Source organism: Synechococcus sp. PCC 7335, from assembly GCF_000155595.1.
GTDB lineage: Bacteria > Cyanobacteriota > Cyanobacteriia > Phormidesmidales > Phormidesmidaceae > Phormidesmis.
On sequence record NZ_DS989905.1, the window covers coordinates 182,640 to 204,881 of the forward strand.

Genomic DNA, 22,242 nt, shown 5'->3' on the forward strand with positions numbered 1-22,242 from the left:
TATCTTAAGTTGTCGCCTGATAAAGCAATGCCGCCGCTGTACCATCACCCTATAGATAACTAGGAGAAAGCATGGCAAATCCAGAAACCGCTACAACTGCTTTCATGCACCCTTGGACAGCACACTACGCAAAGCTCATTGCGATCGCACTCATCTATAGCGCAATGGTTCACCTGGGCAATATTGCCGGACTTACAGGAACACCCTAGCTATCAACCCCTATGGCACTAGATAAATATCACACGCTTGATTCTCAATGTCGTAGCAGCAACCAGTCTGTGGCGAGGGTTTTCCTTATCTATGTGGTTGTATTTAACGATGTTGTTATATTTCATTTTGTGTCGTATATCTAGTTCTGTTGCAAGAAGCTATTGAAGGATGAAAGGCTCCACTGTTCATTCTTGGTTGTGTAGCAACTCCGAAAATTTGGTTACGGAGATCTGTCTCATGACATATTCTTTATCAGTATCTTGAATTTACTCCTCCCGAACTATATTCATCACCTGATAGCCTTTGATAGTCCACCGATCTGTACTGTATTAAATGAGCCCAACCCTAGGTCGGACTTGACACGACGCTTTATGACTCTATGGTCTTACTCTACCGTAATTATTCAGATACTTGCTCTGCCGAGTTTCTGTTGTTTCAGGCAGAGCTTCATCAGTTTTCAGGTGTGATCGCGCGGTCGCTGACTTGGCGGTTCGCAAGTGGATAGGCTGCTAAACCTCTTTCATAATTCAGTATGGATTTAACGACCTGATAGTGTTTGGTTGAACTTATGATTATGGTCTATCTTATTCAAACATGAAGAACAATCAGGCTTGATTTCCTCATATGATCCTCAGCCTTTTTGCCTACTTTTGAATTGTAAGCAAGACCAGAGCGCTAAGCAAAGATGCTTATGAGTCTCTCAATCAGCCTTTACACGGCCGAATCTACTGCGCCGACCAAGACAACAGAGTCCTGCTGAGCGCAGGCTAGGCTATTCCTATAAGGACAGAACCTTGATGCTTGCTGGCTCTCAAAGGATGTTGAAGAGTGTATAAGCCGCTGCATCATACTTTTAATCTCATTGGTTGCATTTTCGACAGCATATAGCGTCGTGTGTTGTTCTTTATCTATACATAGCTCCTTCTTGGAAATGTAACTGAGATGTGCATCAGAATACGACTCTATGCTGACTGCAGCCGCATGACTGTAAATACAACGGAACTTTTGAAATTTTAGGAGAACAGAAATGGATAATATCTTTACACTTCCTTCAGCCAAAAGTCTGTCCCATGATGAGCCGTCTCAAACAGAGTCTTCTGACGACGCCTGCGGCTGCGAAGTAGTAGACGGACAGACAGTGAATACAACTTGGCTAGATGGCGACGGTCCTAATGCCTTAGAAAATCTAGAGCAGCGCGGACTACTAGAAGAACCTGCTGCCTCGCGAATCAAATTACCTGAATACGACGGTTCAGGCGTATTCGACATTTACGTGGAAGCAGGTCTTCTATCAGGTATTGAAGAGGCTGTAGATACCTATGTAGATGATCTAGAAGGTGAAGGCTATCAGATTAGTGTTCAAGAATTCTCAGGAGATGCTGAAGCTCTGAAAACGAGGTTACAGTCCAGCTGGCAAGAGAAGGGACTGGAGGGAACGCTGTTTATAGGGGATCTACCCCACGTTGAGTTCACCAGCGAAGACAACTTTAATGCCTCTGGCAGGCAAGTTACCTATCCACATGATTTGTACTTTATGGATCTTGATGGTGACTACGATCTCAACGATGTTGGACTTGATGGTCACACAGGCGAAGTCAGTCCCGAAATCTACGTTTCTCGCCTAACCACAGGCAACCTGTCGGGAATAACAGGACAGACTGAGACTGATCTGATCAACGACTACTTTGCTAGAAACCACGCCTATAGAACTGGGGAACTCACATTTAGAAATCGTGGCATCGTCTTTGCCGATGACGATTGGAGTCATTGGGGAGCTGATAGAATGCAGGCTCTCTATGAAGAAGTCTTAGTCCTGAACAATGCTAGTGAGACGACTAAGGACAATTATCTCAATACTCTCGGTTTGAATTATGAGTCTATTTTAGAAGCTATCCACAGCTCTCCGACTAGTCATTCGCTGAAGGTGAACGATAGATGGGAGCGAATTAGTAGTCAAGAGATTGTTGAGACTAATCCTAGAGTCGGATTCTACAACTTATTCAACTGTTCCTCTGCTGACTTCACGGTTCCAAATAATTTAATCGGTGCCTATGTTTATGGCGGTGAATTTGGGTTGAATGCCATTGGCAGTACCAAAACGGGAAGCATGCTTAATTTCTTTGATTTCTATCAACCTCAGGGAGAGAATGATAGTGTTGGCCAAGCCTTTTTGCAATGGTTTGATCAATATGCGGCAAGTACCGACAACCCCAGCCAGGACTGGCGTTTGGATTGGTTTAATGGCATGACCATGCAGGGTGACCCCACTTTGAAGCCAGCTTCGATGGGAGATGCTCCTGGTGAACTTATAGGAACAAAGTGGAATGACCTCAATGGCGATGGCATCCGCCAAGCGGAAGAACCGGGTCTCGCGGGTTGGGTCATTTATCTTGACCAAAACCAAAACAGCCAGCTCGATGAAAATGAGGCTTCAACTGTCACTGACTCTGACGGAAACTATCGGTTCTCAGCGCTGCTGCCTGGTACCTATACAGTGACAGAGCAACCACAGCCTGATTGGAGTCAAACCAAGCCCATTGGGTTCGACTATGATTGGTCGGATAGCGATTCAACAGAATTGCCCTTTGACTGGGTAGAGATTTCAGAGGTGGGAACTGCGCTCACGTTAGGAGACGATGAGGGTATTCAAATTGATTTGCCGTTTGAGTTTCCCTTCTACGGCGAGACGCAAAAAACCGTTAAAATTTCGTCTAATGGCTATCTCAGCTTTGGCGAGGATGCGTTTCAATTCGACAATGAGTCGATTCCTCAACCTACCCAGCCTAACCAGATAATCGCGCCCTTCTGGGATGATTTAAACCCCACCCAGGGTGGCAACGTTTACTATCACTACGATGCGGACAATGATTGTTTCATTGTTCAATACGACGAAGTTCCTCACTACTCTGACGAAGGCGCTTATACGTTCCAAGCTATCCTTAATGCCGATGGCACTATTCTTTATCAGTACGACACTCTTACTGGTATTTTAGACAGCGCTACTGTTGGCATAGAAAATAAGGATGGAACAGATGGCGTACAGATTGCGTTTGATCAAAGCTATCTTCATGACGATCTGGCGATCGCCCTGAATCCAGTCCCCAATAGTCCCCAGCCCTATACAGTTTCAGTAGTCTCAGGTGAGACCATTACCGACCTCGACTTCGGCAACCAGCAACGAGCCCTTAATATCATCAATGGCACCAGTGGCGACGACACGCTCTTCGGTGGCAAGCGCGACGACATCCTATTCGGCCTAGCAGGCAACGACTTTCTCGATGGCGGTAACGGCGACGATACGCTAGACGGAGGCCGGGGTAACGACACCCTATTCGGCGGTAACGGTAACGACATCCTCATCGGGGGGGCAGACAACGATACGCTCGATGGCGGTAAGGGCAACGATACGCTAGACGGGGGTCGGGGGAATGACCTGCTCACGGGCGGTCGGGGTAGCGACTCGCTGCTCGGGAGTGATGGCAACGACACGCTCTTTGGTGGTGGGGACAACGATACGCTAGACGGCGGTAAAGGTAACGATACGCTCAATGGTGACAAAGGTAACGATACGCTAGACGGCGGTCGGGGTAGCGACGCTCTCTTTGGCAATGATGGTAACGACATACTCAGTGGCGGGGCAGACAACGATACGCTCGACGGCGGTAAGGGTAACGATACGCTCGACGGCGGCCGAGGGAATGACCTGCTCAACGGTGGTCGGGGCTTAGATGTGCTCTTTGGCAATGATGGCAATGACATCCTCAGCGGCGGGGCGGACAACGACACGCTCAATGGCGGCAATGGTAACGATACGCTGAACGGTGGTAAGGGTAACGATACGCTCGATGGCGGCAAAGGTAGAGACCTCCTGCTCGGCAACGATGGCAACGACACCCTCATCGGTGGGGGCAACAACGATACGCTTACCGGCGGTAACGGTAGAGATACGTTTGTCCTATCGCTGGGTGACGGCTTCGATACCATCACCGACTTTGATACTAAAGACCTCATTGGTCTAGCAGGCGGGCTCAGTCTCGGCGCACTTTCCTTTGTCGGTAATGACATTTTCGTAACTGATACTAGCGAAATGCTAGCTACCCTGACTGGCATCGACACTTCTAGCTTGAACAGCAGTCAGTTCGTGCTGGTGTAGTCTCTTTGGCTTAGATACAGGCCTGCTCGGATACACAGACGAAAGATACGGATAAGAAAAACGGTCTGCGTTAACAGGCCGCTGTAGTTGTAAACGAAAGGATGATAGCAAAATGGATTTTCCAGCACAGGTAGAAGCAGATCGCGAACACGAGCAAGGGTAGATAGCCATGAATTACCAAAGCGAAAACGTCGTAATGTAAGACGCTGACGAAAAAACTGAGGCGACTAGCTAGAGCCGATGCTCTTTTGGGCGTGCTAGGAAATGTCTCGTAGGAGTATGTTTTTGACGTCGATTTTAGTTGGCTCTGTTGTGATGATGATTTACACCATTTTGTTCAGCTATGCGGCCGCTGGCAGAAATTATCCCAAACATATGGATTCAAGACCTGTTTCGGTCGCTGTTATATTTGTACTTTTAAGACGAGAACCAGTTTACTAATATTTTTTCGGTAACATAGACTACAGAAATCGAAAAATATTTGGTTACGACTATGAATGCTGCTGCCGTTAAGTCTGCTCTGCTGCCTGAGTCTCCAAGCGACCATGCGCTCTTTAAGCCGGAAAGCGGCCTATGGGTAACTTTGCGCAATGCCCCTAGCGACTATAGCCACCACGAAGCCCTGCTGCTCTGCGAAACGTTTTCTGGAGAGTGGGTGTCTTGGGTGCCCGGATTTGGAGAAATTACGCTCAGCCGAGGCCAGTTTCATCAAGGTGAGCAGGTTTAACTGATTCAGGCATGATTCAAAGTCTCAACGACAGTTGTTTCTTAGAAGCAGTCTTTGTTGTCGTGGAAAGCTTCGACGACTGCTCGGCATTGAGTAAATGATTTGTCATAAGCTGAGTTCAGTCAAAGATCTCATTCATAGAGCCAAGCATTCGATCTTAATCAAAATGCTTGGCTCAGCTTTTACAGGCGATCGCGCTCTAACACTTCAATGCGATCGTCGTTGCTATTGGTGCATTGCTCACTCTATGCGGCCAGCTAGCGTTCAATAGCAACTGGTTCAGGATAGGTCTGCGAATTTTGTAGGCGGCCTACTCAGGTCTAATGTGTGGTTGTTATAAAACGGCTCATACTGCTAACCGAGTAGCTGACTAGCCCCACAAGATCGTCATATTCGAGCTGTACGGTGAGTAGAGTGTAGGGTTTGTGAGCAGAAATCTGTAATGACTCAGCTGTTGCCTCCTTCCAATTTCGTACAAGATGCTGGATTAGTGGTGCCGAATAGCAAGCCAGCACACAAGCCATTCAGCAACAGGATGAAAAAGCTGCGGGTGCTAATACCAGTGGGGCTGTTACTAGTTGTCGCAGGGCTAGGGGTGCGCTATCGATTTAATCGGCCCGATGACAGCACAATTTCGCTGAGCGGGCGAATTGAGAGCTATGAGAGTGACTTGGGGGCCAAGGTGGGGGGCCGGGTAGAGTCGATTGCGGTGCGTGAGGGCGATGGGGTAACGCAAGGGCAGGTGATTGCGACCCTTGATGATAGTGAAACTCGCGCTAGGCTGGAGGCGGCTAAAGCCAGAGTTAGCGCAGCCGAACAGCAGATTACGCAAGCTGAGCTACAAATTGAGGTGGTGGCTAGCCAAGTAATAGAGGCGCAGCTAAGCCTGGCTCAAGCTCAGGGCGATACTGTCGGTCGAATGGGCCAGAGCGAGGCGTCTGTCGCGGCTGCTCAAGCTCAGTTAGCTGCAGCCGAAGCCCAGGCACAGCAAGCCGCATCTACTCTAAGGCTGGCACGGGTGGATCGCGATCGCTTTGCGATGTTGGTGGATCAAGGTGCGATCGCCCAGCAGCAGTTTGACCAAGCACAAACCCAGTTTGAAACCGCTCAAGACACGCTCAGCGCCCGTCAAGCTGCCGTCACCGCCGCCCAACAACAAGTCAATGCTGCCCAAGGCGCGCTCACCCAAACTCAAACCAGCCAACTAAACCCCGAGATTCGAGCGGCCCAAGTCAACCGCCTCCAAAAGCAACAGGCCCAGGCTCAGACCCAGCTAGCAGTCGCCCAAGCAGAACTCAAACAAGCCCAAGCTGACCAGGCCGAGATTGAAGCGAGAATCAATGATCTTGAGATTAAAAGCCCTATTGATGGCGTTGTGCTCACCCGCACCGTAGAACCGGGCGAAGTCATTTCTACCGGTACCTCCGTGCTCACGGTAATCAATCTTGAAGAGGTCTATCTGCGCGGCTATATTCCCGAAGGTCAGGTGGGTGCGGTGCGCGTGGGCCAAGCTGCTCAGGTATTTCTTGATTCTGCGCCCGATCGGCCCCTCGCCGCGACCGTGACGGCGATCGATACTGAGGCTTCTTTTACCCCCGAAAATATTTACTTTGAAGATGACCGGGTGACTCAGGTGTTTGGCCTGAAGTTGACGATTGATAACCCACAGGGCTTTGCCAAACCGGGTATGCCTGCTGATGGAGAGATTCTGTTGGAAGCTGGTGTAGAGGCGGTGGAATTAGAACAATGACGTTAGAAAGGTTAATAACAAAAGGTTTAACGACAGAAAGCGATACAGAAAATTGTGCGATCGCGGTTCACCAACTATGCAAAAACTACCATCAAACAGCAGCGCTCAAAGAAATTAACTTTTCGGTAAATCACAGTGAAATTTTTGGGCTGATTGGCCCCGATGGGGCTGGTAAAACCACCGCGTTTGGCATTCTCGCCGGGGTAATGGAAAGCAGCTCAGGAGAGGTCTCGGTACTGGGCGATCGCCCCCGCGAAGCACGGCTAAATCTGGGCTATGTAACTCAAAAGTTTTCGCTGTACCCAGACCTGAGCATTGCAGAAAATATGCGATACAGTGCGGGGCTGCGGCAGGTGCCGGATGATGCGTTCGAGAGGAGGGCAAAAAGACTGCTACAAAGCGTAGATCTGCACCGATTCACAAATAGACTTGCCAGACAGCTTTCTGGTGGTATGAAGCAAAAGCTCGCTTTGTGCTGTGCCTTGATTGCCCAGCCTAAAGTGCTTTTATTAGACGAGCCCACTACAGGGGTTGACCCGGTTTCTCGACGAGAATTCTGGGACTTGTTAGCAGCAGTAGCCGCAGATGGGGTCACGGTTGTGGTGGCTACGCCCTACCTGGATGAAGCGGAGCGCTGTCACCGTATTGCTCTAATTTACGCGGGCGAAATTCAGCAAATTGGTACGCTCACCGAACTGCGAGATAGTTTGGGGCTAAGCCGAATTGAGGTGAGAGCCCAGAACCTATTGGCGGCTGAGGCGGCCTTAAACGAGCGAAGTGCAGCCGACAGGCAAACTATTGTCGATGTTCAAACCTTTGGCGATCGCCTAGACGTAATGGTCACCGACGCCGACTTGGGCCAACAACAGATCCGCGCTGTTCTCACACGCCACCATCTACCGTTCAAAGATATGCGACCAGACGCAGCCACCTTAGAGAATGTGTTTGTCAACCGTCTACGACAGCAGGGGTCAGATCCGGCTTATATTCAGTTTCCGGCCTATCGAACTGGCCAAGAGAAAGGCGCGATCGCGATCGCTACCCACAAGCTTCAAAAGATATTTGGAGACTTTCGCGCTGTCAAAGATTTCGACATTACCGTCCGCTACGGCGATATTTTTGGTCTGCTCGGTGCCAATGGTGCGGGTAAAACGACCGCGATTAAGATGATGTGTGGACTGCTGCCAGCTAGCGGGGGTGGCATTCAGTTAGCAGGAAAAACAAGCGATCTTCATCGGGCTGAGGTGCGCTCGCGCATCGGCTATATGAGTCAAAAATTCACCCTGTACGACGATCTGACTATTCTTCAAAACCTAGACTTCTACTGCGGTATCTATGGCGTCCCGCGAAAGCTGCGGCGCGAAAAGATTGACTGGGTGCTAGAAACCTGCGGCCTCGTAGGGCAAGAAAAGATGCTTACGGGCAGGTTGCCAGAAGGGTGGAAAAAGCGGGTGGCCTTTGGTGCCTGTGTCATGCACGAGCCGGATATTTTGTTTTTGGACGAGCCCACCTCTGGAGTAGATCCGCTGGCCCGCAGGCAGTTTTGGCGATTGATTCGAGACTTTGCCCGGCGGGGAACGGCGATTTTGGTCACCACCCATTACCTAGAAGAAGCCGAAAACTGCAACGATATGGCCTTTATGGTGGCGGGCGAAATCGTAGCGCGGGGCTCTTCTAGCGAGATCAAAACCCAACAGCCGGGGCAGTTGATTGAATTGACTTCCCCACAAACGCAGGCCGCCTCAGACTTGCTCAAGGCGCGTTTAGAGGATTGGCGAGTATCTATTTTTGGTGATCGCCTGCACCTCGTCCTGGATGATCCAGACCGCGATTTGCCCCAGGTTCGGCAGTGGCTCCAGGCTGAAAATCTTACCCTTAGCGCCACTCGCCCGATTCCCTTTTCACTAGAAGATGCCTTTATTGGGATTGTTCAGCGGGCAGTGCAGCGGCCGAGTCAGCGGGCAGTGCAACAGACGGCAACTAGGAAATAGCGATGAAAAGAGTGTGGTCGCAGTGCATCAAAGAACTCAATCAGTTTCGGCGCGATCGCCTGACCGTCGCCCTGGCCTTCCTGCTCCCCCTGGCCATGCTGCTGATTTACGGCTACGCCATTCGCTTGGAAACCAAAAATATTCCCATCAGCATTCAAGACTTTGATAACAGCGCCCTCAGCCGCACCTATGCAGCCAGACTCTTCGCCACCAACCAATTTTTACCCGCGCCCTTAATCGACAACAATCCAATTGCTAGCCTTAACCAAGGCGTAGCCAAAGCAACGGTGATTATTCCGCCTGATTATGCCAAAGCGATTAAGTCTCATCAGCCCGTCACCGTGCAAGCTTTAGTGGACGGCACCGATGGCAACAACGCCCGCATCATCCAGGTGAGCCTGCGAGCCACCACCCGGTTTTTCATGCGGAGCAGTCATCTTGTGCCCGCAGCCGCGCAGCCGCTGATTCAGGCCAACGTCCGCCTGTGGTTTAACCCTGGGCGGAAGGAATCGCTGTACATTGTGCCGGGCATTTTCAGCGTCATTTTGTGGGTGTTTCCCTCTATGCTCTCTGGCATTGCCCTAGTGCGTGAAAAAGAAGAGGGGACGGTGGCTCAGGTCTATGCCTCTGACTTGAGTGCAACAGAGTGGCTGCTGGGCAAAGAGTTAGCCTACGTCATCGTGGGCTTGGGAGAAGCGCTGGTGGTGATTATGGTAGCGGTTGTTTTGTTCGGCCTGCGCATTCAGGGAGACTTTACAACAATGCTGGTGGGCACTGTGCTTTATCTGGCAGCGAGTGTGGCCTTTGGCCTGCTGATCGGGGCGCGGGCGAGTAATCAAACCGGGGCAGTTCAGGGGACTGCGATCGCCGGTTTTCTCACCGCCCTCTTACTCTCCGGCTTTATCTACCGCCTGGAAAATATTCCCTTCCCGCTTTCGCTGCTACCCAATATCATCCCTGCCCGCTACTACGTTGAAATCACCCGCGATGCCTTTGTGCGGGGTACTGGCTGGATTGGGGTTTGGTATGCACCACTGGCGATCGGCGTGATTGGTTTTTTATGCTTTCGCATTGCGAGCAATATCCTCAAGCAAATGCAGTTTTCAGACTGATCTCATGAATCTTCTCCGCTCACTGCTCGACACCCGACTCTGGCCGCTCATTCTCAAAGAAGTGCGGCAAATTCTTAAAAATAAACAGATCATCTTTCTGCTGCTGTTTCCACCCACTATCCAACTGCTTGTCTTTGGCCTGGCCCTCAACCCAGACGTCAGCCACCTCAGCCTGGGTGTCGTAGACTACAACAACAGTCCGGCGAGTCGAGACTTCGTCGCTGCTCTCGTTGCCAACGACTCATTCGATATCAGCGGCTATCCAACCCGCGAAGCCGACCTGGGTCGACAGGTTCGCAAGGGTGAAATTTCTACCGGGCTGGTGATTCCGCCAGACTTTGATCGGCGGCTAACCGCTGGTAAATCGGTAGATGTGCAGGTGTTGATTGATGGCGTGGATGCCAACACCGCCGGGATTGCTAGCGGATATATCAAACAGATTATTAATCGCTATGGTCTGGGCCTAAAAGCAACAGACTTTGTGCCACCTGTACAGACAGCGGTGAACTTTTTATACAATCCTGGTTTACTGAGTAGCTGGTTCTTTGTACCGGGTGTGATGGGTGTAGTGCTGACCCTAACTGGCTCGCTGGTGTCGTCAGCCACGGTGATTCGCGAGAAAGATGTTGGCACGCTAGAGCAACTTTTGATGACGCCAGCGGCGGGCTGGGAGATTTTGACCGCTAAGGTTGTCCCTTTGTTTGTATTGCTGATGGGTGATGTATTACTGGCCTCGGCTTTAGGTCGGTTTGTTTTTAATCTGCCCTTTCGCAGTAATTATTTTTTGTTCTTGGCTCTATCTGGCATTTATGTGTTTGTGGCGATTGGCATTGGTATCTTGATTGCCACGATTGCTCGCAATCAGCAGCAGGTGATTTTGACCTCGTTTTTCTTTAATGTGCCGTTGATTCAGCTGTCAGGTGCGATCGCGCCAATCGAAAGTATGCCAAAATTCTTTCGCGTTCTCTCTTTCTTCAATCCGCTACGTCACTACGTCACCATCGCCCGTAGCCTCATCCTCAAAGGCGTTGGCATCAGCGCCCTATTACCAGAAGTCACGGCTCTCGTCGTTTTCGCGACGTTATTACTAGGGCTTAGCATCTATCGGTTTCGCGCTCAGCTCAATTAGCCCTATTCTATTCCCCATTCTATCCGTAGATAAACACATACTCACTTAAAATCTATCAAAAACCTATCTACCAAGCGGCAATGCTAGCCGTGTCAGCCGCCGCGCGGCAGATTTTTAGCGATCTCCTGCCAAAGTGATGCCGCCACTATATCATCACTCTATGGACGAAATAGGAGAAGCAACATAGGAGAAAACATGGCAAATCCAGAAACCGCCACCACTGTTTTCATGCATCCTTGGACGGCACGCTACGCAAAGCTGGTTGCGATCACACTCCTCTATGGCGCAACGGTTCACTTGGGCAATATCGCCGGACTGACAGGAACGCCCTGGCTATCAACCCCGCTGCTATGGCGCTGGATGGATATTGCCCTCTTGATTTTCAATATCGTATCAGCGGTCAGTCTGTGGCGAGGATTTTCCTGGTCTGTATGGTTTGTGTTTGGGGGTATTATTCTGTTTCAGTTTGTGCCATATATCTTCTTGCGGTCACAATTCATCCTCAAACCCGAAGATGCTCAAACTCTCAATGGTTTGTTAGGAACAGAAGCTATCTTACTGTCAATCTTTGCGCTACTGCTGTGGCTAAAAAAATAACAGAAACATCCTATGGTCTTAAGTCCTAGCTTCGAGAACGAAAGCTCTCAAAGAGCGGATGTTTCAGTTTCTATATCAGCTCACAACATCCTCATATTTCAGTTTTAGGGTGAACCAGTGCTCAAGCTTTAATCCACGCCGTTCTCTCACAGATTTTTATCTTTTACGGATTCTTGAGCATTAGTCTCCCTATCGAGAAGTATCGCAATGGATCCAGCCGCGTCTCTGACGCCCGATCTTATTCCTATCCACTTAGGGCCATTTACCGTTAGTGCAACCGTCTTTTTCACCTGGCTGATTATGCTGTGGCTCGTATTAGGCGCTTGGTGGATCACGCGCAAGCTGTCGGCGGCTACGCATCTGCGCCGGGGACAGAATCTGCTGGAGGTATTGGTATTGGGTATCTGCCATCAAATAGAAGAGATTAGCGAACAGCCTGCCGAGCCTTTTTTGCCCTTTATCGGTACGCTGTTTATCTTTATCGCTGTGTCTAACGTATTGGCTATTTTGCCAGGGTATCATCCCCCGACCGGATCGCTTTCTACCACAGCGGCCCTAGCAATCTGCGTGTTTTTTGCAGTGCCTATTTTTGGGATAAAGCGGCAGGGGTTAAAGGGCTATCTCAGCAGCTATGTGCAGCCCAACCCGATCATGCTGCCGTTCAATATTATTGGTGAACTCTCTCGAACTATTTCGCTGTCGGTGCGGCTGTTTGGCAATGTGATGAGCGGCACGATGATTGTCGGTATTTTGCTGTCAGTTGCACCGCTGTTTGCCCCGGTGGTGATGCGCGCCTTTGGGTTGCTGACGGGACTAATTCAAGCCTATATTTTTGCGATTTTGGCGATGGTGGCGATCGCAGCCGCTACCGAAGCCCAAAACCGCCAAGCTCCGGCCACTCTAGCAACTAACCATTCAGATTCCAACAGTTCAAATTCCAGTTATTAAACTCGCTAGGAGAACATCAATGGACAACGTCGTACTCATCGGTATTGCCTCTATTGTTATGGGCGGTCTGACGATTGCCGTTGGCTCTATCGCCCCGGCTCTGGGGGAAGGCCGGGCGCTCGCTCAGGCGCTGACTGCCTTGGCACAGCAGCCCGATGAAGCCAACACCATCACCCGCACTTTGTTTGTCGGGATGGCTCTGGTCGAATCAACCGCCATCTATTGTTTTGTGATCACCCTGATTTTGCTGTTTGCAAATCCATTCTGGGCCTATGTCACAGCGACAGCAGGGGGCTAAACGATGCTACCTCAGTCCTGGATTGTCCTAGCAGAAATCATTAACTTTTTGGTGCTGGTAGCCCTATTGCAGCGCTTTTTATACAAGCCGATTATGCGAGCGATGGCACAAAGAGAGCGCTCGATTGCCGATCGGCTGCAGTCGGCAGAAGTTCGCGAGGCAGAGGCCCAAGCGGCCAGGGCACAATATGAACAGCTGCAGGCTGACTGGGCAGCAGACACAAAGGCTAGACAGCATCAGATGCAAGAGCAGGTGGCAGCCGAGCGCACCGATCGGATAGAACAGGTTCGTGCTGAGCTAGAAACGCAGCGCGCTCAGTGGTATGAAGCGCTTCATCAAGAACAGAAAGCCTGTTTGGTCAATTTGCGAGATCGAGCGAGATCGCAGCTCATTCAATCTATCCGAGCGGCGCTCAATGCCCTAGCCGACACTACGCTAGAACAGCAGATCGTTGAAACCTTTTTGCATCAGCTACCCAGTCTCAGCGCCTCCGAGCGCGACTCACTGCTCGCGGCAGCCGCCCGCCAACCAGAGTCGCCCCACTGGGTGATTCGGACCACTTTTCCTTTATCAGAATCGCTGCAAAGCCGCTTGGTTAAGGGCATTCAGTCTCACCTTCCTCCCCAGGTGCCGTTTGAATCATTTATCTTTGAAACCTACCCCGACTATCCCTGCGGCATCGAGCTGCAAACCAAGGGCTACAAGCTAGCTTGGAACATTGAACATTATCTCAACAGTTTAGAAAGTCAGCTTGCCTATGCCCTCAACCAAGTGCCCGTATTGTAAAAGCGTTTTGTCAGCCTTTTTGGGAGCATGAACGATGAGAGAAACCAGTCATCCTTGTCGTTCAGATCCGCCGCCTGCCAAAAAAACGCCCAGCCAAACAACGCCTGTATCAAAGGTGTTCAACACTCTGTTCAATACCTTTGATACTCTGCTGGAGCAGTCACAAGTTTCTCTAACTTTAGAAGAAATTGGCACCGTCACTGCTGTAGGTCATGGCGTCGCCCACGCCACTGGCTTACCCAATGTTCAAGCGGAGGAATTAGTCCGCTTTCCCAACCAGCAGTTTGGCATTGCTTTTAACCTGGATAAAGAGGAAGTCGGGATCGTTTTACTTAATAATGGCAGTAATCTCAGTGCGGGGTGTGAAGTAGGCCGTACCGGGCGGGTGATGGATACACCTGTCGGGGAAGGACTGCTGGGCCGCGTTCTCGATGCGACTGGGCAGCCGCTGGATGGCAAAGGAGTAGTCGCTTATGCTGAGCGTCGCGCCATTGAGCGCCCGGCCCCCGCAATTATGGATCGCGCCTCGGTCAGTGAGCCTTTGCAGACGGGAATTAAGGTAATCGATGCGCTGATTCCGGTGGGGCGCGGCCAGCGAGAGTTGATTTTGGGCGATCGCCAGACTGGAAAAACTGCGATCGCCATCGACACCCTTCTCAATCAGCAAGAGGTAATTTGCGTGTATTGCGCCATTGGTCAGCGCAGCTCTACCACTGCAAAGCTGATTGCAGACCTGCGCGATCGCGGGGCGATCGACCGCTGCATTGTCGTGGTTGCCAGCGGTGAATCTACTCCCGGCTTGCAGTACATCACACCCTATGCGGCCACCACCATGGCTGAATATTTCATGGAAAAAGGGCAGGATGTTCTAATTGTGTACGACGACTTGACCCAACATGCTAGAGCCTACCGAGAACTCTCTTTGCTGCTCAAGCGTCCGCCTGGGCGCGAGGCCTTCCCAGGCGATATCTTCTATCTGCATGCCCGCCTGCTAGAGCGATCCACTCGGCTTTGCGAAGCTTTGGGCGGCGGTTCTCTAACGGCGCTGCCGATTCTCGAAACTGAATCCGGTAATCTCTCTGGCTATATTCCCACGAACCTAGTTTCTATCACCGATGGTCAAATTTATCTCTCACCGTCGCTATTTCAAAAGGGAATTTTTCCTGCTGTAGATGTTGGCATTTCTGTTTCTCGGGTTGGCGGCAGAGCGCAGCTTCCTGCCTATCGCGCCGTCACTGGCGATCTACGACTCACCTATTCTCAATTCCAAGAGCTAGAGAATTTTGCTCGCTTTGGCACCCGCCTAGACGACGCCAGTCAAACTACCCTGGCCCGAGGCGCGCGCATCCGAGAAGTTTTGAAGCAGCCGCAAGCCTATGCCATTCCTGTCCCCGTGCAGATTGCGCTGCTGCTGTTACTCAACAGCGGTCAGTTAGACCATTACCCAATCGAACAGATTGCCACCCTAGAAGCTCAGCTCATACAGCATTTGCCTCAGAAACTGCCCGATATTTTTAGTCGTATTCAGTCCGCTCATCCTATCACCGATGCCGAAAAGCAAACCATTCTCACCGCCGCAAGCGATATTCAACAAAGTATCCCCTTACCTGCCTCAACCTAACAACAAACCTATCATCGTCTCTGTCACCTGTGCCCACCCATGCCTACCCAAAGCGTTCTCCAGCGACAGCTCCGCAGCGCCCAGGAGCTTCAGTCTATTGTTAGAACCATGAAGGCGCTGGCCGCTGGAAACATTCACCAGTATGAAAACGCCGTACAGTCGCTGGCTACCTTCAACCGCACGCTGAAGCAGGGGCTACAAATCTTTTTGATGCACTTTCCCGAAGCGCTACAGCAAAGTTATACCGCGCCTCAAGAAGGACTTGGCATCGTTGTCTTTGGGTCTGATCAAGGCATGTGCGGTCGATTTAATGAACAGATGGCGACTTATGTAGGACGTCATCTCAGGCGCAGTCTATCAGAGGCTGACATAGGGAGCGAAAAAAGAGCCGAAAACAGGCGAATGATTGTGGTAGGAACTCGCCTTGCCGATCTGCTAGCGCGAGAAGGCTATGTCCCCGATCGCCGCTTAGCCGTACCCAGTGCGCTAGGCCATGTCAGTCAGCAAGTCCAAGCCATTGTGCTGCAGTTAGAACAATGGCGCAGTGAACAATCAGTCGATCGCATCTGGACGTTTTATCACCATCCCCAGCGTGGCCTGTCTACGCCTAGGCTGCGACAGCTGTTTCCCTTCGATCCGGTCATGTTACGCACGCTTAGCGAAACGCCCTGGCCCTCTCGCTGTCGACCGATGATTTTTCAGGAGAAAACGCCTCTGTTTCTAGCCCTCTTTCGACAGTTCTTTTTTGTGGGTCTCTATCGGGCCTGCGTCGAGTCCTTGGCTAGCGAAAATGCCAGTCGATTAGCCTCTATGCAAATGGCTGAAAAAAATATTAATGAGCGCCTAGAGATGCTGAATCGACTGTATCAACAGCAGCGTCAAACCTTGATTACCTCAGAACTGTTGGATATTGTCTCAGGGTTTGAAGTTCTGAAAGGAAAAGCGGATCGCTCTTAGCATCACCAAAGAGCATCACTAAAGCGCGACATTGAAGATAGTCTGCAACAGACTAAAGGATGTGCGCTCAATAACATATTGGCTATGCATCGATACGCTGTAAGGTCATAGCATATAGGCGATCCAACAAACCTAAGTCACTGCCGAGACGATTCCCCTACCGTGGAACGGTAGGAACCCGCGTCGTCGTACTCCGTGATCATGACTGTTTCTCCAGATCAACGACTACAGGGTAAGCAATATTTTTGAGGAAGTTGTGAAGGTAAGTCGGACTAGAAGGCTGTATTTCTAACGCTGTACCAATACAAAAACGGCGACAGCTAGCACGAAGTAGCCAAACCCCTTTTGCAGCTTGCTCGCCTCAATTGATTTAGAAAGCTGGCTGCCTAAAACAGTCCCTAGCCCGGCGGCCAGCGTAAAAGACAGCGTTAGCCCCCAGCTGATAGAGACCTGATCGAGATAGCCCATAAAGCCTACTGCGGAGTTCAATGCAATGATCAACAAAGAAGTGCCTACCGCTGTCTTCATTGGAATTTGGCTGAGCAGTACCAACACTGGGATAATCAGGAAGCCGCCCCCACGCTCACAAACCCAGTCACAACGCCGACACCCAGGCCCTGCACTGCAATTGTCAGCCAGATAGGAAATCTTCGAGTAAATAGTCTTTTTGATCCAGATCTTTTCGATTCGAATCTTCTTGATTTGGGTCTCTTCGATCCAGAGTTGTTTGATCGAGACAGTGCCGCGCTAACTTCTGGGCGCTTGGGCCGACTTGATCCCTTTGTAATCATCAGCAAGCTAGCGGCCAACATCACTAGCCCAAAGCAAACTAGCTGCACAGCATCCGTAATAAAAGGCAGCTTCACTAGCTGAGTGCCTAGATAAGCGCCTACCATTGCAGCGGGGGTAAACCCTGCAACGATTTGCCAGCTAACGTGACCCTGCCGGGCATAGGGAATTACGCCTAGCAAGCTAACGCAACCCACAATGAACAAACTCATGGCGATCGCACCTCGGCTACCTACTCCCATCACATAGACCAAGATAGGCACCGCCAAGATAGATCCACCGCCACCAATCAGGCCCAGACTCAGGCCAATGCCAATCGCTAAAATATGGCCTAAAACGATCACTTTCATCTGGGTCAGATCCTTTAGAGACTAGCAAGGACACTCAAGCTAAAAGCTAAGCGGCTTTTTTACCGCAGTGTTCATTAGCAGGCACTGCTTCCATAATCTTCTTCGGATCGGGCAGGTCTAGGTTGTTCATAAGCTGAACAAAGTCTGCGCGTTCACGCAGATGTGATGGGTCGGCATCCGTCTCTACAAACCGAGGATTCCAGCGCTTTTCTTCACCGATGGTGGATACCGTTTGGCCGTGATAGTCGTGAGCTGGATATACCCGCGTGCTATCGGGCAAGGTGAACAGCCGCTGCGTAATGTGGTCATAGAGCGTTTTGGCACTGCCCCCTTGAAAGTCCGTGCGGCCACAGCCGCGAATCAGTAGCGCGTCGCCAGTCAGAACTCTGTCTCCTTCTACTAAATAAGCCATATGACTATCGGTATGGCCATGCGTTTCAATTGCCTCGATAGTGACACTGCCAACTTTTAAGATCTGGCCATGCTTTACAAATTCACTAGCGCAGTCTGTATGTGCATTTTCAGGAACTAGCCCCTTGCAGCCAGTGCGGTCTCTGATTTTGCCAGTTCCGGTAATGTGGTCAGCGTGAATATGCGTTTCTAAACAGAACAAGAGAGTGAGATCTAGCTCACGAATAAGCTTCAGATCTCGATCTACATTCTCTACGACGGGATCGACCAGAACTGCTTCCTGAGTCTGCGGATCGGCAATCAGGTAGGTGTAGGTACTTGACTCGTCATCAAACAGTTGGCGAAATAACATGATAAGAATCTCCTATTCTTTGTTGAAGTGGTTCTTTGAAGTAGTATGAGTAGCGGCTTTGAAAAAATTTACTGGCGAGCTTCGTAGTAACTAAAAGCAAACATGCCAGCGATGAGGGCTAGGACAAACAGTACCGGATTCCAGCTACCGAGCACCAGCGCGGTAATGCCAGGCCCAGGGCAATAGCCCGAAAGACCCCAGCCAATGCCGAATAGAGCAGCGCCCAGCACCAGCCTGCTGTCAACGTCGTTGCGGCTGGGCACATAAAATTTGTCTGCTAGCAGCGGCGTTTTACGGCGTAGCACAAAGCGAAATGCAACAACCGTAAAGGCCACTGCCCCCGCTAGTACAAACAGCAACGTCGGATCCCAGGTGCCCGCTAGGTCTAGAAACCCCAGCACCCGCTGCCGATCGATCATTTGCGAAAGGCCCAGTCCGACGCCAAAGACGATGCCCGAACCCAACGCCAAAAAGTCTTGTTTTATAAGCTGTTTCATTGTGGTCTCTCTAAGGTCTTAGAATAAATGTCGCGTGATAAATACAGTAATAAACCCGGTGGCCAAAAAGGTCAGCACCGCCACCAAAGAGCGAAATGACAGTCGGCCCAGTCCGCATACGCCGTGCCCACTCGTACAGCCATTGCCCAAGCGTGTGCCAAAGCCGACTAATAGCCCGCCTGCAATCATAGAAACTGGCGCGAATTCAGATACTGGGGTCGGCTGAGGTGCGATCGCCCCTTCGTACAGCCCGCCGCCTAACAGCAGCCCAGCGATAAACAGCCATCGCCAGCGACTATCACGCCCCAAGCGAATGGCACCGTTCACAATGCCGCTAATGCCCGCAATTCGACCGTTGAACAGCAGCAACAAAGTCGAGCTTAGGCCAATCAGCAGGCCGCCTAGCAAAGCCGTCGTCAAATTAAAATCCGCCATAGCAGCGATTCTCCAAATAGTGGAAACTATTCAATCTTGTTTAATCCATGGAGCGAATATTCGCTTTGCCATAGTGATTTGTCGAATTAGCTTTATATTTATTATATAACTATATAATTATACAAAATGAGCTATTGTATTTAGAATCTCTAAAAGGCGGTTGAAGACCTTACGAGGTAGCCGTGAGTTCTTCAACCCGACGAGTTTGTTGTTCAAGCTGAATAGAGAGCGACTCGCACACAATTTCACAGAGCTGGAAGAAAGCGGGATTAGCAATTTCGTAGTAGGCCGATACGCCACGAGGCTGCCTTGAGACAATGCCTGCTTGAGAAAGTAGCTTTAGATGTTTCGAGACGTTTGCTTGACCTAATCCTGTTTGTTCGATAATCTCGGTGATATTATGCGGGCCAGTCTTGAGGGTGCAAACAATCTGCAACCGACTGGGTTCGGAGAGCACTTTGAAGAAATTGGCAATCAGCGCTAGCGACTCAGGAGAAAGCTGAGCTACTCTATTCGCAGAAGTCGCTTTAGCTGGCTGATCCTTCCTAGCCGATTTTTTAGTCGCTCTCGACACGGTGAGTCTTTTCCTTGTAGTATCTGCCTTCAGTATTTTTCTTCGGTACCTTCATCCAGTACTTTCGTTCAGTACTCTGGTAAATACAGAAAACAGCTTTATTTACCTCCATTATATTACTGTATAACGATTAAGCAATCAGTTTGTAGACGCTTTCTAGCGCAGGCAAACCTACACAAGAACCGCCTCAATTGGCCTTCTCAGCGAGCTGGGCATCGGCTGAGCCCGGCCAAAGCGAACCAACAAATCCGGTCTGACCTGGCCTAGCCCTAACGCTTGAGTGAGTCGCGATCGCAGATCAGACTCTTCAACTGGCTGGTTGATAAACGCATTCCGAATGCCTAGAGCGGTAGCTTGAAGGGCAAATCGTTCGTAGCAGCGGCCTACCTCTATCCAATGAGTCCGGTCATTTACCTCAGAGACAAAGACGGCCACGCCTGCAGAACTGCGGATATGGCGCGCGTACTTTTCATTTTCGGCGGGCACTTGCAGCAGCAGTGGAAACAGCGGCTCGCCTAGCCAACGGGGAATAGATGGCTTGCCAGATGTTTTACCAGATAGGCCGTCTCCTTTTTTAGCAGCTTCGCGATCGCTAAACCGAATCCAAGACTTCAGCTCTTGTAAAAAAACGGAATTGGTCATTTGAGCAGTATTGCCTTGCACCACATATTTGATTATGGTTTCGATCTCCTCTGGCTCAGTGAGCATCACAACACGTACGCCGTTGCCAGTGCCAGCAGATTCTAGCTTCCGAAGCTCGTATTCTCTCAGCGGCTGTCCATCGTACTCACTGCGCGTACACTGTCGAACGGGAATCGCTTCAAACAGGGGACTGGTCTTAACGGCAGCAGGCTCAAGCTCGATGTTGATTGTCCCTGCGCCTGTGTCGTCAAAAGTGACTTGCCCAGAGAGGCCAAAGGCATCGGCAGCCTGAACCAGATTTTCGGTGGCGCAGCCCAGCGAAACATAGAGATGATGATTGTCTGGATCGACGACCGGACAGCGCCGAGACAGATCTGGCAGGATGGCGATCGCATTCTCTTTGATCTGAAACTGCCAGCACTGAGTATTGTGGCTAGAGGCCGCTAAGGTAGCGTATTCAATCAGTTCCTTTAGCTGAGCTTCGGTAGGGTGTCGCATCATCGTCAATCACCTCGCACAACACACAAAAGCTACAGACAACTTGTGAGAAACCTGTGAAGATCGACTAGCCAACACCTCACCCAACTATCGTTGTTTTACAACAATTTAGACATCACAAGATCCTCATCTTTTCCATAGACTCTGGTATAAACGGGTCATTGAGAGAAAGACTATGATGCGCGCCATGCTATTGAATAAACCAGGTCAACCTCTGCGGCTAGCCGAACTGCCCATTCCTCAGCCGGGGCCGCATCAGGTGCTGCTGCGCGTTAGAGCCTGTGGGGTTTGTCGCACCGACTTGCACATCATAGATGGTGAACTGACCGCGCCCAAGCTGCCGTTAATTCTAGGCCATCAAATAGTCGGCACAGTCATCAAAACAGAGAATCACGCTTCTGTGTTTAAACCCGGTCAGCGAGTCGGCGTTCCTTGGCTAGGCCAAACCTGTCAGCACTGCCGCTATTGCCTCAACCATCAAGAAAACCTTTGTGACAATGCGCTATTTACTGGCTACACCCTGAACGGTGGCTATGCGGAATATGCGATCGCCAACCAGCAGTTCTGCTTCCCTATTCCAGACACCTTTCCCGACTTGCAGGCTGCGCCGCTGCTATGCGCTGGGCTCATCGGCTACCGGGCCTATCGAATGGTCAAAGACGCCAAACGTATTGGATTTTACGGCTTTGGCGCAGCTGCCCATATACTCGTTCAGCTCGCCCGGTTTCAGTCTCGCGAAGTTTATGCCTTCACCAGGCCTGGAGACGTAAGCAGTCAACAGTTTGCCAAGCGACTGGGCGCCGTCTGGGCAGGCGGCTCTGATGAGCCACCGCCGGAGTTATTAGATGCTGCGATTATCTTTGCACCTGCCGGATCACTGGTACCTGCGGCGCTCAGGGCAGTCATCAAAGGTGGCATTGTTGTTTGCGCAGGCATTCACATGAGTGACATTCCAGCTTTTTCCTACGATATTTTGTGGGGAGAGCGGCAGGTACGCTCTGTGGCTAACCTTACTCGTCAAGATGGCGAAGACTTTCTTCGACTAGCGCCTCAAGTGCCGATCAAAACAGAAGTGACTCGCTTTTCGCTGGAGGCTGCTAACGACGCGATCACCGCCTTACGTGCAGGCCATATAGACGGCGCGGCAGTTCTAGTCCCCGAGACTCATCGATGAATTGATATTTAACGAGTTCTTTTAGCTGAGCTTCGGTAGGGTGTCTCATCATAATCAACCATCTAGCACAGCATACAAAAGCCACAAACAATTCATCAGAAGTCTGTGAGTCACTGTAGAAGAACGTAGCGCTAAACACATGCGTAAACAGATTACTAAGCTACCTTTGCTTTGACTGCCACTGCCCAAATATCTTAGCTCTGCTGACTAAGAATTGTATTGACCAGCATGGGAGAGTCAT

21 protein-coding genes are annotated in these 22,242 nt (G+C 50.6%); 14 read left to right on the top strand and 7 right to left on the bottom strand.

What is annotated here, in order from left to right:
• The first annotated feature begins 71 nt into the window (after positions 1-71).
• The 13 genes from S7335_RS28035 to S7335_RS20675 all read left to right on the top strand — a co-directional run bounded on the left by S7335_RS28035 (position 72) and on the right by S7335_RS20675 (position 16,279).
• Positions 72-209 (top strand): hypothetical protein, encoded by a 138-nt coding sequence (locus S7335_RS28035; RefSeq protein WP_006458430.1) that lies wholly within the window; start codon positions 72-74, stop codon positions 207-209.
• A gap of 1,028 nt (positions 210-1,237) precedes the next feature.
• On the top strand, positions 1,238-4,363 hold the full coding sequence (locus S7335_RS26310; RefSeq protein WP_006457763.1) for an SdrD B-like domain-containing protein: 3,126 nt from the start codon (positions 1,238-1,240) through the stop codon (positions 4,361-4,363).
• Positions 4,364-4,856: 493 nt separating this feature from the next.
• Complete coding sequence (locus S7335_RS20625; protein ID WP_006457943.1) at positions 4,857-5,090, top strand: hypothetical protein; 234 nt, start codon at positions 4,857-4,859, stop codon at positions 5,088-5,090.
• A gap of 442 nt (positions 5,091-5,532) precedes the next feature.
• A complete protein-coding gene (locus S7335_RS20630) occupies positions 5,533-6,840 on the top strand; it encodes an HlyD family secretion protein (protein ID WP_006457781.1) in 1,308 nt (435 codons plus the stop codon).
• Positions 6,837-8,831: an ATP-binding cassette domain-containing protein gene (locus S7335_RS20635; RefSeq protein ID WP_006457910.1), complete on the top strand. Its 1,995-nt coding sequence runs from the start codon at positions 6,837-6,839 to the stop codon at positions 8,829-8,831. Before S7335_RS20630 ends, S7335_RS20635 begins: the two co-directional genes overlap by 4 nt.
• 2 nt (positions 8,832-8,833) lie before the next feature.
• Positions 8,834-9,943, top strand: a complete 1,110-nt coding sequence (locus S7335_RS20640; protein ID WP_006457883.1) for an ABC transporter permease — start codon at positions 8,834-8,836, stop codon at positions 9,941-9,943.
• A 4-nt stretch (positions 9,944-9,947) separates the two neighbouring features.
• Positions 9,948-11,072: an ABC transporter permease gene (locus S7335_RS20645; protein WP_006458212.1), complete on the top strand. Its 1,125-nt coding sequence runs from the start codon at positions 9,948-9,950 to the stop codon at positions 11,070-11,072.
• A gap of 195 nt (positions 11,073-11,267) precedes the next feature.
• Complete coding sequence (locus tag S7335_RS20650; RefSeq protein ID WP_006458471.1) at positions 11,268-11,669, top strand: hypothetical protein; 402 nt, start codon at positions 11,268-11,270, stop codon at positions 11,667-11,669.
• Between the two features lie 207 nt (positions 11,670-11,876).
• Positions 11,877-12,617 (top strand): F0F1 ATP synthase subunit A, encoded by a 741-nt coding sequence (locus S7335_RS20655; RefSeq protein WP_006458282.1) that lies wholly within the window; start codon positions 11,877-11,879, stop codon positions 12,615-12,617.
• Between the two features lie 19 nt (positions 12,618-12,636).
• Positions 12,637-12,915: a F0F1 ATP synthase subunit C gene (locus S7335_RS20660; RefSeq protein ID WP_006457996.1), complete on the top strand. Its 279-nt coding sequence runs from the start codon at positions 12,637-12,639 to the stop codon at positions 12,913-12,915.
• Between the two features lie 3 nt (positions 12,916-12,918).
• Entirely contained in the window at positions 12,919-13,701 is a 783-nt protein-coding gene (locus S7335_RS20665; RefSeq protein WP_006457776.1) for an ATP synthase B/B' CF(0) family, read from the top strand.
• 34 nt (positions 13,702-13,735) lie between these two features.
• Positions 13,736-15,322, top strand: a complete 1,587-nt coding sequence (locus S7335_RS20670) for an alternate F1F0 ATPase, F1 subunit alpha (protein ID WP_006457880.1) — start codon at positions 13,736-13,738, stop codon at positions 15,320-15,322.
• Positions 15,323-15,361: 39 nt separating this feature from the next.
• Positions 15,362-16,279 carry a F0F1 ATP synthase subunit gamma gene (locus tag S7335_RS20675; protein ID WP_006458462.1) on the top strand — a complete coding sequence of 306 codons (918 nt, stop codon included), beginning with the start codon at positions 15,362-15,364 and terminating at the stop codon, positions 16,277-16,279.
• 288 nt (positions 16,280-16,567) lie between these two features.
• Here the strand turns inward: S7335_RS20675 and S7335_RS29265 are convergent, their stop codons facing one another.
• The 7 genes from S7335_RS29265 to S7335_RS20705 form a co-directional block, all read right to left on the bottom strand.
• Positions 16,568-16,807, bottom strand: a complete 240-nt coding sequence (locus S7335_RS29265) for a TSUP family transporter (protein WP_255346488.1) — start codon at positions 16,805-16,807, stop codon at positions 16,568-16,570.
• A 35-nt stretch (positions 16,808-16,842) separates the two neighbouring features.
• Positions 16,843-17,418, bottom strand: a complete 576-nt coding sequence (locus S7335_RS20680) for a sulfite exporter TauE/SafE family protein (protein WP_006458090.1) — start codon at positions 17,416-17,418, stop codon at positions 16,843-16,845.
• Between the two features lie 46 nt (positions 17,419-17,464).
• Positions 17,465-18,181 carry an MBL fold metallo-hydrolase gene (locus S7335_RS20685; RefSeq protein WP_006457969.1) on the bottom strand — a complete coding sequence of 239 codons (717 nt, stop codon included), beginning with the start codon at positions 18,179-18,181 and terminating at the stop codon, positions 17,465-17,467.
• A gap of 68 nt (positions 18,182-18,249) precedes the next feature.
• A complete protein-coding gene (locus S7335_RS20690) occupies positions 18,250-18,678 on the bottom strand; it encodes a DUF6691 family protein (protein ID WP_006457917.1) in 429 nt (142 codons plus the stop codon).
• Positions 18,679-18,696: 18 nt separating this feature from the next.
• Positions 18,697-19,113 carry a YeeE/YedE family protein gene (locus S7335_RS20695; RefSeq protein WP_006457935.1) on the bottom strand — a complete coding sequence of 139 codons (417 nt, stop codon included), beginning with the start codon at positions 19,111-19,113 and terminating at the stop codon, positions 18,697-18,699.
• A gap of 169 nt (positions 19,114-19,282) precedes the next feature.
• The gene (locus S7335_RS20700) at positions 19,283-19,687 is read right to left on the bottom strand and encodes a helix-turn-helix transcriptional regulator (protein WP_006458442.1); all 405 of its coding nucleotides are present in this window, start codon (positions 19,685-19,687) and stop codon (positions 19,283-19,285) included.
• Between the two features lie 171 nt (positions 19,688-19,858).
• On the bottom strand, positions 19,859-20,830 hold the full coding sequence (locus S7335_RS20705) for a hypothetical protein (RefSeq protein WP_006457814.1): 972 nt from the start codon (positions 20,828-20,830) through the stop codon (positions 19,859-19,861).
• 172 nt (positions 20,831-21,002) lie between these two features.
• On the opposite strand from S7335_RS20705, the gene S7335_RS20710 reads away from it, so the two are divergent.
• On the top strand, positions 21,003-22,001 hold the full coding sequence (locus S7335_RS20710) for a zinc-dependent alcohol dehydrogenase family protein (protein WP_006457779.1): 999 nt from the start codon (positions 21,003-21,005) through the stop codon (positions 21,999-22,001).
• Positions 22,002-22,242: the final 241 nt, after the last annotated feature.